The 15034-nt window shown below is 40.4% G+C and carries 18 protein-coding genes; 14 read left to right on the top strand and 4 right to left on the bottom strand.

Features of this window, described 5'->3' with window-relative positions:
- Positions 1 to 42: 42 nt before the first annotated feature.
- Together BIV59_RS02375 and BIV59_RS02370 are read right to left on the bottom strand one after the other, a co-directional pair.
- Complete coding sequence (locus tag BIV59_RS02375; RefSeq protein WP_346417295.1) at positions 43 to 960, bottom strand: NAD(P)/FAD-dependent oxidoreductase; 918 nt, start codon at positions 958 to 960, stop codon at positions 43 to 45.
- 240 nt (positions 961 to 1200) lie between these two features.
- Positions 1201 to 1485, bottom strand: coding sequence for a winged helix-turn-helix transcriptional regulator (locus tag BIV59_RS02370; RefSeq protein ID WP_071349843.1), 285 nt, complete (start codon positions 1483 to 1485; stop codon positions 1201 to 1203).
- 262 nt (positions 1486 to 1747) lie between these two features.
- Here BIV59_RS02370 and BIV59_RS02365 point away from each other — a divergent pair, with 262 nt between their 5' ends.
- The 7 genes from BIV59_RS02365 (at position 1748) to BIV59_RS24185 (ending at position 7657) form a co-directional block, all read left to right on the top strand.
- Positions 1748 to 2599, top strand: a complete 852-nt coding sequence (locus tag BIV59_RS02365; protein WP_071349829.1) for a VOC family protein — start codon at positions 1748 to 1750, stop codon at positions 2597 to 2599.
- A 90-nt stretch (positions 2600 to 2689) separates the two neighbouring features.
- Positions 2690 to 3325, top strand: coding sequence for an FMN-dependent NADH-azoreductase (locus tag BIV59_RS02360; protein WP_071349828.1), 636 nt, complete (start codon positions 2690 to 2692; stop codon positions 3323 to 3325).
- 123 nt (positions 3326 to 3448) lie between these two features.
- Complete coding sequence (locus BIV59_RS02355; RefSeq protein WP_071349827.1) at positions 3449 to 3727, top strand: hypothetical protein; 279 nt, start codon at positions 3449 to 3451, stop codon at positions 3725 to 3727.
- Positions 3728 to 3908: 181 nt separating this feature from the next.
- Positions 3909 to 6020, top strand: coding sequence for a YhgE/Pip domain-containing protein (locus BIV59_RS02350; RefSeq protein ID WP_071349826.1), 2112 nt, complete (start codon positions 3909 to 3911; stop codon positions 6018 to 6020).
- A gap of 236 nt (positions 6021 to 6256) precedes the next feature.
- Positions 6257 to 6382, top strand: a complete 126-nt coding sequence (locus BIV59_RS24190) for a hypothetical protein (protein WP_256213149.1) — start codon at positions 6257 to 6259, stop codon at positions 6380 to 6382.
- 17 nt (positions 6383 to 6399) lie between these two features.
- Entirely contained in the window at positions 6400 to 7338 is a 939-nt protein-coding gene (locus BIV59_RS02345) for a magnesium transporter CorA family protein (protein WP_071349825.1), read from the top strand.
- Positions 7339 to 7525: 187 nt separating this feature from the next.
- Positions 7526 to 7657 carry a hypothetical protein gene (locus BIV59_RS24185; RefSeq protein ID WP_276205118.1) on the top strand — a complete coding sequence of 44 codons (132 nt, stop codon included), beginning with the start codon at positions 7526 to 7528 and terminating at the stop codon, positions 7655 to 7657.
- A 41-nt stretch (positions 7658 to 7698) separates the two neighbouring features.
- Here BIV59_RS24185 and BIV59_RS23150 read toward each other — a convergent pair whose 3' ends face one another.
- Entirely contained in the window at positions 7699 to 7830 is a 132-nt protein-coding gene (locus tag BIV59_RS23150; protein WP_139194288.1) for a YuzL family protein, read from the bottom strand.
- 95 nt (positions 7831 to 7925) lie between these two features.
- Between BIV59_RS23150 and BIV59_RS02340 the strand changes: the two genes are divergently transcribed.
- On the top strand, positions 7926 to 8171 hold the full coding sequence (locus tag BIV59_RS02340; protein WP_071349824.1) for a YkuS family protein: 246 nt from the start codon (positions 7926 to 7928) through the stop codon (positions 8169 to 8171).
- A 78-nt stretch (positions 8172 to 8249) separates the two neighbouring features.
- Here BIV59_RS02340 and BIV59_RS02335 read toward each other — a convergent pair whose 3' ends face one another.
- Positions 8250 to 8702: an OsmC family protein gene (locus BIV59_RS02335; protein ID WP_071349823.1), complete on the bottom strand. Its 453-nt coding sequence runs from the start codon at positions 8700 to 8702 to the stop codon at positions 8250 to 8252.
- Positions 8703 to 8892: 190 nt separating this feature from the next.
- On the opposite strand from BIV59_RS02335, the gene BIV59_RS02330 reads away from it, so the two are divergent.
- The 6 genes from BIV59_RS02330 to BIV59_RS02305 all read left to right on the top strand — a co-directional run bounded on the left by BIV59_RS02330 (position 8893) and on the right by BIV59_RS02305 (position 14951).
- On the top strand, positions 8893 to 9861 hold the full coding sequence (locus BIV59_RS02330; RefSeq protein ID WP_071349822.1) for an ABC transporter ATP-binding protein: 969 nt from the start codon (positions 8893 to 8895) through the stop codon (positions 9859 to 9861).
- A complete protein-coding gene (locus BIV59_RS02325) occupies positions 9858 to 11375 on the top strand; it encodes an ABC transporter permease/substrate-binding protein (RefSeq protein WP_071349821.1) in 1518 nt (505 codons plus the stop codon). The genes BIV59_RS02330 and BIV59_RS02325 overlap by 4 nt, the downstream gene beginning before the upstream one ends.
- A gap of 203 nt (positions 11376 to 11578) precedes the next feature.
- On the top strand, positions 11579 to 12544 hold the full coding sequence (locus tag BIV59_RS02320; protein WP_071349820.1) for a ring-cleaving dioxygenase: 966 nt from the start codon (positions 11579 to 11581) through the stop codon (positions 12542 to 12544).
- A 55-nt stretch (positions 12545 to 12599) separates the two neighbouring features.
- On the top strand, positions 12600 to 13214 hold the full coding sequence (locus tag BIV59_RS02315) for an alpha/beta hydrolase (RefSeq protein WP_071349819.1): 615 nt from the start codon (positions 12600 to 12602) through the stop codon (positions 13212 to 13214).
- A 245-nt stretch (positions 13215 to 13459) separates the two neighbouring features.
- On the top strand, positions 13460 to 14071 hold the full coding sequence (locus BIV59_RS02310) for a flavin reductase family protein (RefSeq protein ID WP_071349842.1): 612 nt from the start codon (positions 13460 to 13462) through the stop codon (positions 14069 to 14071).
- Positions 14072 to 14165: 94 nt separating this feature from the next.
- The gene (locus tag BIV59_RS02305) at positions 14166 to 14951 is read left to right on the top strand and encodes an MBL fold metallo-hydrolase (protein ID WP_071349818.1); all 786 of its coding nucleotides are present in this window, start codon (positions 14166 to 14168) and stop codon (positions 14949 to 14951) included.
- The last annotated feature ends 83 nt before the right edge of the window (positions 14952 to 15034 follow it).

Below are 15034 nucleotides of genomic sequence, written 5' to 3'. Positions count from 1 at the left end.
ATAACCAAAAAGGAAGCTGATATGATTCAGCTTCCTTTTTGGTTATTCCTCTATTCTTTTTTCTCCCATCAGCCTTTTATGAATCCATATGGCCGCCTGTGATCCATCACCCATGGAAATGGTTACCTGTTCGGAATGTGCTATTAAATCTCCGCCAGACCAAATGCCGGTAACACTTGTTTCTTTCGTTCTGGGATTCGTTGCGATATGCTGGCTTTCATTGAGCTGCACGCCTGCCTGAATTGCCAGTTCGTTATTCATCTTGTTGCCGCTAAAGCCTGTAAACCCTCTTTCAGCAAGGATTGTCCCGCCGTCCTCAATTGTTACTCCATTAAAGTTTCCTTCATCATCGATGAGTACTTTGGAAATTTTTTTCCAAATAGTAGGGATGCCATTTTTTTTCAGTTTTATTTCAAGACCATCATCTATTTGCTTTTGATCGTGATTGATAAAAACGATGTCATCCGTAAAATAGGTTAAGGTAAGGGCAGCTTCTGCGCCAGTATTTCCTCCGCCCAATACTATCGTTTTTTTATCGGCCACTTCATATCCGTCGCAATCAGGACATACATAGACTGAACGCCCAAGACAGGGGCCAAGATTTTCAAGCTGGGGAAGGCGGTCTATAAGGCCGGTGGCAAGAAAAACGGTTTTGGTTTGGAACGTGCCCTGGATTTCTGCAGTGACTGTAAAATAATCCTTATGATTTTCCAATTTTATGGCTTTGTCTTTTAAAAATTCAACACCGTATTTTTCTGCGTGCCTTTTTCCGAGGTCGCGAAGTTCATTCCCGCTGACCCCATCCGGCCAGCCTAAAATATTATGATACCCTCTGCATATGCTGGAACGGCCATGGCCGGAATCAATGACAAGAATATTATGCTTATATCGTCCTAGCTGTATAGCAGCCTGCAGACCGGCTATGCCTCCGCCAATAATTATGCAATCGTAATTTTTCAAAATTTCACCGCCTATGGATTTAATTGTTTGGCAACATCTAAACAAAATATACCACCGAAGGTCTTGATATAAACTTTCATAGAAGAGGTTAGCGTAAGGGTTAAAAGGGAAAGAAAGTTATGGGGAAGGACCGGAAGATTAAGACTTGTTTGCTGTTTGCTTGTATGCGCATACAATTCAAAAAAAGAGAGACTGTTATTTGTCTCCCTAAAGGTGTTGTATAAAAACATGATGTTATGTTCATGATTCATCATCAATTGAAATCCATTGCTCTGACCATTTCTCGATTTCCCGAATAATGGGTTCAATCGCAATACCTTTTTCTGTTAAAGAATACTCGATCCGGACAGGAGTTTCAGGGAATACTTCCCTCTTTACAATGCCTTCCTGCTCCAGGTCTTTAAGCCGTTCAGATAAAATTCTTCCGCTGATTGGAAATGAAGATTCGATATTGCAGAATCTTTGAGGCCCTTGCAAAAGCTGGCTAATAATCATTCCTGACCAACGTTTGCTGATTATTTGCATGCCTTTTTCAAATCGCGGACATATAGAAGCTATGTTCACAGTTATCACCTCTTGATTAATAGTATACCCTATTTGGTGAAAAAGTAACAATACAACTATTTGAAATAAACTTACTTGACGGAACGAAAAGAAAATACTATACTAACTTACATAAAGTAACCTGTTTATTACGAGTCAGCAGATTGCTTTATGTTAAAAGGGTTTTTCTTCCATTGGTAAAAAAGCAAAAAAAGCGGAAAATAAAATGCAGGGGGGAGAAACCATGGAATTTCATGACAACCGTCACACCCGGGCAGGACATGTGCATCTTGCTGTAAAAGATCTTCAAAACCTAAAGCACTTTTACAAGGAAGTAATTGGCCTGGATATTTTATCAGAAAATGAAAAGGCTGTATATTTTACTGCGGATGGAAGGGTCCCTCTTGTTATTCTTGAAGAAAAGAGGGAGGCAAGTCCCGCAGATAGCAGGGCCGCCGGTTTATACCATTTTGCCCTGCTGCTGCCGGCGCGCAGTGACTTGGCCTCAGTAATGAGACATTTGCTTGAATTCGGATATCCCCTGCGAGGCGCATCTGACCATCAATTTAGTGAAGCTCTTTATTTAGACGATCCTGAAGGCAATCAGATTGAAATATATTGTGACCGGCCGAAAGAAGAATGGGATTGGCAGGACGGAGAGCTTCCATTTGTCAGTGATCCGCTTGATGCTGAAGGCATTTTAAACGAAGGCCAAAATCAAAAATGGTCAGGGCTTCCAAATCAGACGGTTTTGGGCCATATCCATCTTTTTGTTCATGATTTAAATCTGGCAAAAGATTTTTATTGCGATGGATTAGGGTTTGATATTACAATTCCATTCCGCAATAATGCCCTGTTTGTTTCCAGTGGAGGGTATCATCATCACATCGGGCTGAATACTTGGAAGGGCCATGAAGCGCCTGCCCCGGATCCGGAAAGCTTAGGCATGCAATGGTATTCCATTATTTTTGCCGAAAGCGAGGAAAGAGAAGCCGCAATCAGCAGGCTGCAACTTGCCGGCTATGAGGTATGGAATGAGCATGGAATGCCTTTTACTAAAGATCCTTCTGGAAATGTTATAAAGCTTCTTGTCTGATTCTCAGGCAAAATCCTAGGTTTATTTCTGCTTTAAGCAGTAAAATAAAAAAGTCTTTTAAGACAAATAATGAAAAGGTAGGTATTCAACATGTCAACAGTTTTATACATCACTGCACACCCACATGATGAAACAACATCATTCAGCCTTGCTGCGGGTAAATCTTTTGTAGATTCATACCGCGAATCAAATCCTAACGATGAAGTGGTTCATTTGGATCTTTATAAAATGAATATTCCTCATATCGACGCTGATGTTTTCAGCGGATGGGGCAAGCTTCGTTCTGGTTCACAATTTGACCAGCTTTCAAGTGAAGAGCAGGCTAAAGTCAGCCGCCTTGCTGAATTGACTGATCAATTTGTTGCAGCTGATAAATACGTTTTCGTTACTCCATTGTGGAATTTTTCTTTCCCTCCAGTTATGAAGGCGTATCTTGATTCAATTTGTACTGCAGGAAAAACATTCAAATACACCGAGCAAGGTCCAGTAGGACTTCTTGGAGACAAAAAAGCACTTCATATCCAGGCTCGCGGAGGAGTTTATTCCGAAGGTCCTGCAGCTGATCTTGAAATGGGTCACAGATACATTCAAGTCATCATGAACTTCTTCGGTATCCCTTCATTTGAAGGCCTATTTATCGAAGGACATAACCAATTCCCTGACCGTGCTGAAGCAATTAAGCAAGAAGGAATTGAAAAAGCAAAACAATTAGGAAAAACATTTTAATAAGCAAAAACCGCACTGGGCTCTGCTCCGTGCGGTTTTTTTATAGAGAGAATTTATTCAAGGTTTGCAGAAACCCAATAAAGGGTACAAAATCATATCTTGAAATTTAAGGAGGAGGTAAGGATGGCAGAAGCTAAGAGAGTTGGACCTTATGTGTGGCTTGGAGTCGGAATTGCCGGGGGTTCTCTCTTATTGTCTAAAAGCAGCAGGGGTAAAGCTGTAAGCTTTTATAAGGGTATTAAAAATAAGGCAGTAAGCCTTTGGTCCCGGCAGCAGCCGCCCGTTCCCGATGTATTGCAAAAGTCTGGACATCCAGATCCTTATGACACAGAGGATAATAAGATGGTCGATGAAGGCGCCATGTACAGTGTAAATTATTATAATGAAAAGGTTCATCATTAACACTTCACAAAAACGTCTGTCAGGACGTTTTTTTTTTGATCCTTCCTGCAGATTACTGTCTCGTGAAATGAATGAAAGGGCAGTATATCCGCTGCATGCAAATGCGCCGCTGAAATAATGCATTATACAGCAGTTCTAAACAAAGAATAGCATCATACTGCCAGGCAGGTGATGTTAAGATATGGTATGGAAAATTTTTAAAGATGATATAAAAAGTGTGTTTGTAAATTGGGCGGCGTTAATCGTCATTGTTGGTGTTTTAGTGCTGCCATCTCTTTATGCATGGTTTAATATTGAATCTTCATGGGATCCTTACAGCAATACCAAAGGAATCTCTATAGGTATTGCGAATAATGACAGAGGCGCTTACTTAAATGGAAAGCATATCAACTTGGGTGAAAAAGTGGTTCAATCTTTAAAAAAGAACCATGCACTCGGATGGCAATTCACTAGTGAAAAGGATGCTAAAAGCAGAACGGAAAATGGGGAATATTATGCTTGTATTATTATTCCTTCAAATTTTTCCAGCCGTATGACCAGCGTGTTGACGGATCTGCCGGATAAACCTGTCATACAGTATTATGTTAATGAAAAAATAAATGCCGTCGCCCCGAAGATGACTTTTAAGGGAGCTAGCGGGATTGCAGAACAGGTGAGCAGGGAATTCGAAAGAACTGCAAGCACTATATTATTCAGTGTATTTAATGATTTGGGTAATGAGCTGAAGAGGGACCTGCCAATAATACAGCATGTGAAACAAATGGTATTTTGGCTGGAAGGCGAGCTGCCGCATATTCAGTATGCGGCTTCGATAGCTGAAAAGGATACAGTTAAAGCAAGGCAAATGATCTATACCGTTTCTGCGGGGCTTGAAGAGCTTTCACAAATCAATCTGGCTGGGGTAAATCTGAATCATGCAGCCGCAGATTATCTGGGTACTGTTAAGCGGGCTGTTGACCTTATCAAACCGCAGTTTAAAGAAAGTTTAAAAATACTATCTGCGAACTCGGACGGCTTAAGTTATAAATACGGTAAAATGCAGGATCAGTCTGTTTCATCTGAAGATAAACAAGAAATCATTCAATCAGCTGAATCTTTAACCAAAGCCCAATCTAACCAGATATCCGCATTGAAGAATATATTGGAACAGTTGAATAGCAGGAGCGGCGGGCAAAATCTGTCTCCTTTTATCATTAGATTGGATTCCATAATCAGCAATTACCATAATCAGGCACAGTTGCTGGTGGCCTCGAAAGCTGGAGATGCAAACGAGTTGAAAAGGCTGGAAACTCAAAATGGGCAATTGCTGTTTAGTCTGCTAAGTGATTTCGATAAAGCACTTTCACCTGAAATCACAATAGCCTCAAGGAATGCAAAGATACATGCAGATCAGTTAAGGAAAACGATTGATGAACAGCTCAGCGCCATTCCGGAAACTCAAGATCTTCTCCGAAAATCAATCAAGGCAGCTGCAACAAGTGTGAAAGATATAAAACAATTTCAAATGCAGCTCCCATCTATTGAACAGAACATAAGGAATATGGCAAATAGAATCAGGGAGTTTGAAAAAAATAATGATGTGAACCAAATCATTGGCCTTTTAATCAACGATGTGAAGAAGGAAAGCGACTTTTTTGCCCAGCCAGTTTTGCTTAAGGAACATAAAATGTTCCCCATCCCCAATTACGGCTCTGCCATGACACCTTTTTATACCACACTGTCACTATGGGTTGGAGGCTTGCTGCTTGTGTCTATTTTGGCGGTAGACACGGAGGTGCCAGGTGTAAAGCAATATCAGCTATATGCAGGGCGTTTCATGACTTTTTGGATATTGGGGCTTGGACAATCACTAATCGTGACAACAGGGAATATTCTATTCCTTCATATATATGCAAGTGATCCGTGGCTGTTTATATGGTCTGGAATGATCATTAGCTCGGTATTTGTGCTTATTGTTTATACGCTCGTTTCTCTTTTTGGAAATATTGGAAAGGCACTCAGTGTTATTTTGCTTGTTCTCCAAATTTCAGGCTCAGGAGGAACATTTCCAATACAAGTAACACCCATGTTCTTTCAGAAGATAAATCCCTTTTTGCCGTTTACGTATGCGATTGGCTTAATGCGGGAAGCGGTTGGAGGCAGTGTATGGAGGACGGTTTTCTTGGATTGTGCAATACTAATCCTGATTTTTTTCATGTTTGCAGCTGCAGGGGCGCTGTTAAAGAGACCCCTTCAGAAAATGGGTCAGTCGTTTAAAAGAAAGCTCAAAAAATCGAGGTTGATTGAACATTGATTTTTAAAAAGCCTGTTGCTGGCTAGTTCCAGAAACAGGTTTTGCCATTGACTGGATCAGCGTCTTTCTGTGGGACGAATCAGGAATGAAACAGCATAGGAGTATAAGCAAACATTTAGAACTTTTAAATTTTAAAAAATAAAAAACTCTTTATTGTACTTTGAAAAGTTAGGGATTAAGATGGATAAGTGGATTGTATTTAATAAAGTCAAAAAAATGAAAAGGAGTTGATACATTTGAGTAGTAGTTCATATGATCCTGAACCCAGTCAGCACGAGGAAGCCAATATTATCTTGGTTATGCATGATGTGATAGCTACAGGAGTATCAGCTCTTAAAAAGGTAGAATTGCTTCCTCATTAGAAGAGGAGGTTAATGAAATGATTGAAATTTATAAAACAAATGAATCTAGAAATCTTGAAAAAGTAAACGAAATTACAAAAGGCTGCTGGGTGAACATGGTGGCACCATCAGAAGCAGAAATTCAGAAGATTTGCCTGGAGCTCCAATTGCCGCTGGATTTCTTTAAAGATCCTCTTGATGATGAAGAACGCCCAAGAATCGAAAAGGAAGACAAAGATATTCTGATCATAGTCGATTATCCTTATATTACTCATGATGAATCAGGATTTCCTATATATGAAACAATTCCAATCGGAATGATTTTCACAAAGGATTGTTTCATAACTATTTCTTTAAAAGATACCCCGGTTTTAAGCAATTTTAAAAATAACAAAATCAAGACTTTTTATACACATAAAAAAACCAGGTTTGCCCTTCAAATCCTATTTGAAATATCCCTTTATTACCTGCGTTACCTCAAACAAATCAATAAGAAAACAAATGATGCGGAACGTGAGCTTCACCAATCAATGAAGAACAAGGAATTGTATACTTTCCTGGCACTTGAGAAAAGCCTTGTTTATTTCACAACATCCTTAAAGTCCAATAAGGTCGTACTAGATAAAATTCTGCGTTTTAATTATCTGACAATGTATGAAGAAGATAAAGAATTACTTGAGGATGTTATTATAGAAAATACTCAGGCCATTGAAATGGCAGAGGTTTATACATCAATCCTGAGCGGTATGATGGATGCTTTTGCATCAATTATTTCTAATAACGTGAATATAGCCATGAAATTCCTTACTTCAATTACCATCATCCTTACGCTTCCAACCATGGTGGCAAGCTTTTATGGTATGAATGTCGGGCTTCCATTTGCGCACAGCCCGTATTCCTTCATATTCACGCTGCTCCTTTCCGTAGGTTTGGCAGGAGGAACGGCCTTCATATTCTGGAAAAAGAAATATTTCTAAATTAAATCCGGCTTAAATATATAAAGCCTCACTAATTCCATTTCTTTTGGAAAAAGTGAGGCTTTTTATATGTTCATCTGGTTTGTGTGTGTTCTTTTGTTTTATTTTCACCTCAAAATAAGGAGGGATTTGCTACTTGTGAAGGCCTTCGAAGAGGGAAAGATAAGGACAGAAAAGGAGGGGGACTATGGACAATAATGATAAAATTCCAGCAGATAGCCTGTCAGATGACATCATAGATTTAATTAATTCGGCTTATAATGATGAAGGCAGTTCTCAGCAGGACAGCGATAAAAATGAAAAACCAGCCTTAAATTAAACCTTGAAAGCCCAATGAAGAGAATCAATGGGCTTTCAATATCAAGATTTTTTTTGCTTTTTCCCTGAAGAAGGTTTTGATATGCCTATTTCGCGATTTGTGGTGCCTTGTCCCTCAGGCTGTGACGAACCGAGACCAGCTCTAGATGGGTCTTGCTTTGTTTTATGATTCATGTTTTCACCTCCAGAACTTACTTTTCCATTTTGCTTTTCATTGTATACATATACTGTGACCAAATGGAAAGATTACAAAAGAGGAGGTGTTTTATTTGGCTAAAATTGGAGTTGAGCAATCCTTAGCTAATGTACAGCAGGCATTAGTTGAAAAAGGATATGATGTTGTGGCGCTTAATCAGGAATCCGATGCACAAGGCTGTGATTTTTGTGTTGTTACTGGCCTGGATTCGAATGTGATGGGCATGCAGGATACATCTATAAAAGGATCAGTGATAGATGCAAACGGACTATCTGCAGATGAAGTATGTGAGCAGATTGAGCAAAAAATGCAGTACTAAATAACAGGGATTTTGCATGGAAGCTGGATAGGGAAATCCAAATCCGAATGGTTTTTCGCATTTGGATTTCCCCTGGCTTCATTTTTTTGCTGAAGAGATTATTGGATCCACTGCTATTTCGACATTTCCTCTGACTGCCCTGGAAATCATACATGATTCTTCAGCTTTCTCAATAAGTCTTACCGCTTTTTCAACATCTCTGTCAGAAGTGCCGGCTGTCAATACAAGATTAGGACGGTGAATGATCTTTTTATATGTAAACACACCGTTTGTGACATCAACAATTCCTTCAGACTCCATCGTAAGGCTTTCTTTCTCAATTTTGCTCCTCTCAAGCATTGCTGCAAGTGTAATGATGTAACAGGTTGCCGCAGCGCCCAGCAGCATTTCATCAGGATTGGTGCCCTCGCCGGGTCCATCCATTTCAGGGGGTATTGATATCTTTGTTTGGAGATTTCCTGCCTGAATGCTTCCTGTGCCGTTTCTTAGTCCTGGCCAGCTGGCCTTTAAGTGAAAATGATGCTCTGCCATTCATATACCTCCCAATATTAACTTCATTAATAGTGTAAAACAATTGGCCTAAAAAGTATGCCGATTTGCTTTTAGAGTGATTTAAGCTGCAAACTGTAATAAAATGTTTGACAGGAGAGAAAAAAGGGTTATGTGTACAGAAGGGATTAACAATAAGTATGCAAAGAAATAGAGGGAAAGGGGAAAAAGAATGATACGCTTTGAGAATGTGACAAAGCATTACCGTGATGGAGATTATGCTGTCAAAAATCTGCACATGGAAATAAAGGAAGGGGAGCTTTTTGTAATCATTGGCCCGAGCGGAAGCGGAAAGACCACTACGCTGAAGATGATAAATAGGCTGATGGAGGCTTCTTCAGGGACCATTACAATTAACGGGAAAGAGATTTCAAATTACAATATTCATGAGCTGCGCTGGAATATCGGTTATGTTCTTCAGCAGATAGCCCTCTTTCCCCACTTGACGATTGCAGAAAACATAGCAGTTGTGCCAGAAATGAAGAAATGGGGGAAAGAAAAAATATCTTCACGCATTAATGAATTGCTTGATATGGTCGGTCTTGACCACAATACATATAAAAACCGAAAACCATCCGAATTGTCAGGTGGAGAACAGCAGCGGGTCGGTGTGATCCGTGCATTAGCTGCTGATCCTGAAATCCTTCTCATGGACGAGCCTTTCAGTGCTCTTGATCCCATAAGCAGGGAGAAACTGCAAAGTGATATCTTAAAGCTTCAGAAAAAAATCAAAAAGACCATCGTTTTTGTTACCCATGATATTGATGAGGCAATAAAAATGGCAGACCGGATTTGCTTAATGAATCACGGAGAAGCAGTTCAAATCGATACACCGCAGGATCTAATCAGTCATCCGGTCAATTCATTTGTCCGGGAATTTACTGGGGGCAGAGAACAAAAAGAAGAATCATTAAATAGCCCCATTGCTGATTTCCTTCATATTCTATCCGATGAAACTGAAACCAGCGGAAGTATTCCTTCAATAGCGTCCTCTTCTTCGCTCAGTGACCTGATCGGTTTGCTGGCGCATGAAGAAAAACTGGCGGTAGTGGAGGATGGGCGGGTCCTTGGCATTGCGGCGAGGCCGCATGTACTCCAATATATGTCAGGTCAGCTGGCGTCGAAGGGAGAAAAAGGATGAATACATTTACCCAAGTGCTTAATGACCGAAAAGGCGAATTGCTTCAAGCAATCCTTGAACACATTCAAATTTCATTCATTGCACTCTTGATCAGTATCATCATATCCATACCGCTTGGCGTATACCTTACACGGAAAGAAAAGCTGGCAGAATCCATTATTGGTGTTACGGCGGTGCTGCAGACCATACCATCCCTTGCTCTTCTGGGATTGCTGATACCTTTATTTGGAATAGGAAAGGTGCCGGCCATCATAGCTCTTGTAGTATACGCGTTATTGCCGATCATCCGAAATACATATACCGGTATCAAAGAAGTGGATCCTGCCCTTATTGAAGCGGCTGATGCCATGGGCATGAATACAGCAAGAAGGCTTGTGAAGGTAGAACTCCCCCTTGCCATGCCAGTCATTATGGCAGGAGTAAGGACAGCGATGGTTTTAATCATCGGTACGGCTACACTTGCAGCCCTGATTGGAGCAGGGGGGCTTGGTGATTTAATATTGCTCGGGATTGACAGGAATAACACTTCACTGATTATATTGGGCGCTGTTCCTGCGGCAATCCTGGCCATTTTATTTGACCGCGTCCTCCGTATTTTTGAGAGAATTTCATTTAAGAAATCTGCTTCCATTATTGGTGCAGCATTTGCGGCTGCCATTCTCTTATTGATCATCCCGTCAATCACAGAAAATAAAAAAGACTCGATTAGCATAGCGGGAAAATTGGGATCAGAGCCGGAAATTTTAATTAATATGTATAAGCTATTGATTGAGAAGGACACAGATCTTGAGGTAAACCTAAAACCCGGACTGGGAAAAACTCCTTTTGTGTTTAATGCGCTTAAATCCGGGAACGCTGATATTTATCCAGAGTTCACCGGAACGGCCATTTCTACCTTTCTGAAAGAAACAGCAGTAAGTACAGACAGCAAAGAGGTATATGATCAGGCAAGAGAGGGCATGGCGAAAAAATACAGCATGGAATTCCTTAAGCCTATGTCCTATAACAATACGTATGCATTAGCTGTGCCTGAAAGCTTTGCGAAAAAATACAATCTTACTAAAATCTCTGATCTTAGGGCCATCCAGGATAAAATAAAAGCCGGGTTTACATTGGAATTCAAGGACAGGGATGACGGATACAAAGGAATTAAAAAACGATATAAGGTGGATTTCCCGGAAGTCAGAACCATGGAGCCTAAGCTTAGGTACCAGGCTGTCAAATCCGGGGACATCAATTTAGTTGATGCTTATTCAACGGATAGTGAGCTTCGGCAATACAGGCTTAAGGTTCTTGAAGATGACAAACATCTGTTTCCTCCCTACCAGGGTGCTCCGCTCATGAAAAAAAGCCTTGCTGAACAATATCCCGGCATAAAAAAAGCTTTGAACAAGCTTTCTGGAAAAATATCAGATGATGATATGCGTGTGATGAACTATCAAGTTAATGTGGAAAATAAAAGTGCGTTACAGGTAGCCAAGACATATCTGAAAAGCCATGGGATTTTGAAGTAATAAAAATGCTTTAGCAAATATCCTTTCAATTTAAGCCTCTCTTCTTAGGTTTGAACAGAAGAGAGAGCTTATTTTTTGATTGATAAATAAATATGTTTGACAGACTGTTCCTAATCAATTATCTTTAAATCAAGATATTTTTATTGAAAGTAATTTTAGTGTATGAATATTAATGTATTTTAATAAGAAGGAGCTGTGTGAATATGGAATTAAAGGGAATTCACCATGTCTCAGCCATAACAGCAAATGCTGCCGGAAATTTTGAGTTTTACACAAAAACATTGGGAATGAGATTAATAAAGAAAACTGTAAATCAGGATGATGTTAGTGTCTATCATTTATTTTATGGTGATGAAATTGGTACGCCTGGAACAGAATTGACATTCTTTGAGCTGCCGCGTGCAGCTCGGACATATGAAGGAAATAACAGCATTTCTGAAATTTCCCTGCGGACTGCGAGTGACGCGGCACTTGAGTATTGGAAAAAAAGATTTCAGGAAAAAAATGTTGAACATGGGGAAATCGAAATCCGTTATAACCGTAAAGCTTTGCCTTTCAGGGATTTTGAGGGCCAAAGACTTGTTTTGATTTCAGAAGAAAATGAGAATGGTGAAAGTGGAACACCATGGAAAAACAGTCCTGTTCCCGCTGAATTCAGCATTCTGGGCTTGGGCCCAGTTTCTCTTACAGTTCCTGACCTGGAACCGACACATAAGGTTTTGACAGATTTGCTGGGATTTCGCAGAGAGGGCAGCTATCTTTCCAAAAATCATGGTCAGAGTGAAATCGCCGTCTATGCAGCGGGAATAGGAGGCCCTGGAACTGAAATTCATTTGGAAGAAAGAAAGGACCTGCAAAGAGAACGCTTAGGAAGAGGCGGCGTCCATCATGTTGCCTTTCGGACAGCTGACCAGGCCGAACTGCAGGAATGGATAAAAAAAATAGAGAATACAAAATTCATCAATTCAGGTCTCGTGGACCGGTATTATTTCAAATCCCTGTATTTCAGGGAGCCTAATGGAATTTTATTCGAATTGGCAACAGACGGTCCCGGGTTTACTGCAGATGAAGATCTTAGCCAGCTGGGTGAATCGCTTGCATTGCCTCCGTTCCTTGAGCCGAGGCGAAGTGAAATAGAAGGAAAACTCAAGCCTTTGGAAACAAAGTGAAGGAACAGGAATTTTTTTAAAAAAAGGTTTTCTTAAGTTAAGAGGAGGATAAAAAATGAAACATATTTTTCAAAAGGGAAGTTCACCTGATGCACCGGTTTTGCTTTTATTGCATGGAACAGGCGGAACCGAAACAGATTTGCTGCCGCTGGCACAAATGATATCGCCAGAATCCTCTGTTCTTAGTGTCAGGGGAAATGTGCTCGAAAATGGCATGCCCCGCTTTTTCAGAAGACTTTCTGAAGGAATATTTGATGAAGAAGATTTGATTTTCAGGACAAGTGAGCTTCATGAATTTCTGCTTGAATCAGCAAAAAAATATGAATTTGATCCAAGTAATATTGTAGCTGCAGGATATTCGAACGGAGCCAACATTGCCGCAAGTCTTTTATTCCACTATAAAAATGCCTTAAAAGGTGCTATTCTTCATCACCCGATGGTTCCAAGAAGAGGAATTGATTTGCCGTCGATGAAAGATTTACCAGTATTTATTGGAGCAGGAAGCAACGATCCCATTTGTCCCAGGGCTGAAACAGAGGATTTGTCAGCACTTCTGGAAAATGCAGGTGCAAGGGTCCAGGTGCAGTGGGAAAACTATGGCCACCAGCTGACAAGGAGCGAGGCAGAAGCAGCTGCGGAATGGTTTAAAGATATTTTTCTGCAGAAATGATAAGAAATGATGAGTTTGCCCGAAGTGAATCTAAGGGTATGTTAAAGAGAGCTTTAACGATTACTTAATAAAAGTACATGACAGGTGCGAATTTTGCTTTACACTTGGGGAAAGCTGTAAAGGAGAGAGTCCTCTGGAGCCAGGACATGAGACTCGGCCGGACACTCCCTGGAGCCTGTTGTTCTGAAGCTGTTAATCAGCAGGCAGGTTTAACAAAGACGACTATAAATAAAGAGGTGCAGCCCATGATCGCCATTGATCCAGAAAAAATCAGCACTAAGGAGAATTATAAATTTCTTATTGGTAGCATTATACCGAGGCCCATTGCTTTGGTCACTACTCAATCGCATGATGGAATACTTAATATCGGTCCCTTCAGCTATTTTAATATTGTCGCTGCGGATCCTCCAATGGTGTCTGTATCTGTGCAGCGGAAAAATGGCATATGCAAGGACACTGCCAGAAATGCCATGGAAACAAAGGAATTTGTCATTCATATTATCGATGAAGAAATCGTTTCAGATGCGAATGAAACGGCAGCAGAGCTTCCTGCTGGAGAAAGTGAGCTTCCAAGGACACATTTTTCCCTAGCAGAAAGCGATGTGGTCAAAGTTCCGTCATTAAAGGAACCAAAGATCCGATTTGAATGTGTGCTTGAACAGGCAGTACCTCTTGGCGGACATGAAGAGGCGCCTGCTTGTGACCTGCTGATCGGAAAAATTGTCCGTTATCATATTGCTGACGATCTTTATCAAGACGGAAAAATACATGCAGAGAAATTAAAGCCGGTCAGCAGGCTGGCAGGGAATTTTTACTCTAAGCTTGGAGAAATATTTGAGATAGCACGGCCAGAATAAGGACCTAGACCGTATCATTTATTTGGAAATGATGCGGTTTTTTCTGTCATTACACCTCTTGATGAATTAAGATGAAATAAAAGGGGTGTATTTCATGATTATTTTTCAAAATGAACATACAACGGTATTTCAAAGTGCATTATACCAAACTGTCTCTGTATTTATTGAAACAGATCAAGCTGTATTTCTGACAGATCCCACATGGCTTCCCGCTGAAGTGGAAGAGATAAGGAAGTTTGTTTATGAAAAAAGAAATGGAAGGGCACTATATATCATTTTTACACATAGTGACTTTGATCATATTATTGGATATAAAGCCTTTGAGGATGCTATCATCATTGCTTCGCAGGAATTTGCAGAAAGGCCGGACAAAGAAGCGCCGCTTAAGCAAATTAAGGATTTCGACACAAGGAATTATATAACAAGAAATTATGAAATCGCTTATCCTGAAGTGGACATCATGATACATAAAGATTCACAAAGTCTCGACATTGGTGAAGCAACACTCACTTTTTATAAAGCACCAGGTCATACACGGGATGGTTTATTTACAATCGTAGAGCCATACGGAATATTCCTTGCAGGCGATTATTTATCAGACGTGGAATTCCCATTTGTAGAGGATGATTATCAGGACTACATAAAAACAATGATCAAATCAAAAACCTTATTGGAGGAAAACGAAATCAGCCTGCTTGTGCCAGGTCACGGTTCACCTGAAACCTCAAAACAGAACATGCTGAACCGTGTCAGGGAATCGCATGAATACCTTTTGGCATTGAAAAGCGGCGGTCCTGATCCAGAAGTGCTATCAAAAACCTATAAGTTCTTTGAGGGATTAAAGGGTATGCATGAATATAATCTGAAGATGGCAAAGTAACAGTTATGCCTAGTGCTAAAAGGAAGCTGCAGATATAATTTCAGCCTTCCTTTAGCTGGCCATAAAGGTATAGGCTCTTTCTC

This window comes from Bacillus sp. MUM 13, from assembly GCF_001866725.1.
In the GTDB taxonomy this organism is placed as follows: Bacteria; Bacillota; Bacilli; order Bacillales; family DSM-1321; genus Peribacillus.
The sequence above is the reverse complement of the archived record's forward strand: the minus strand, read 5'-3'. Positions and strand labels throughout refer to the sequence as shown.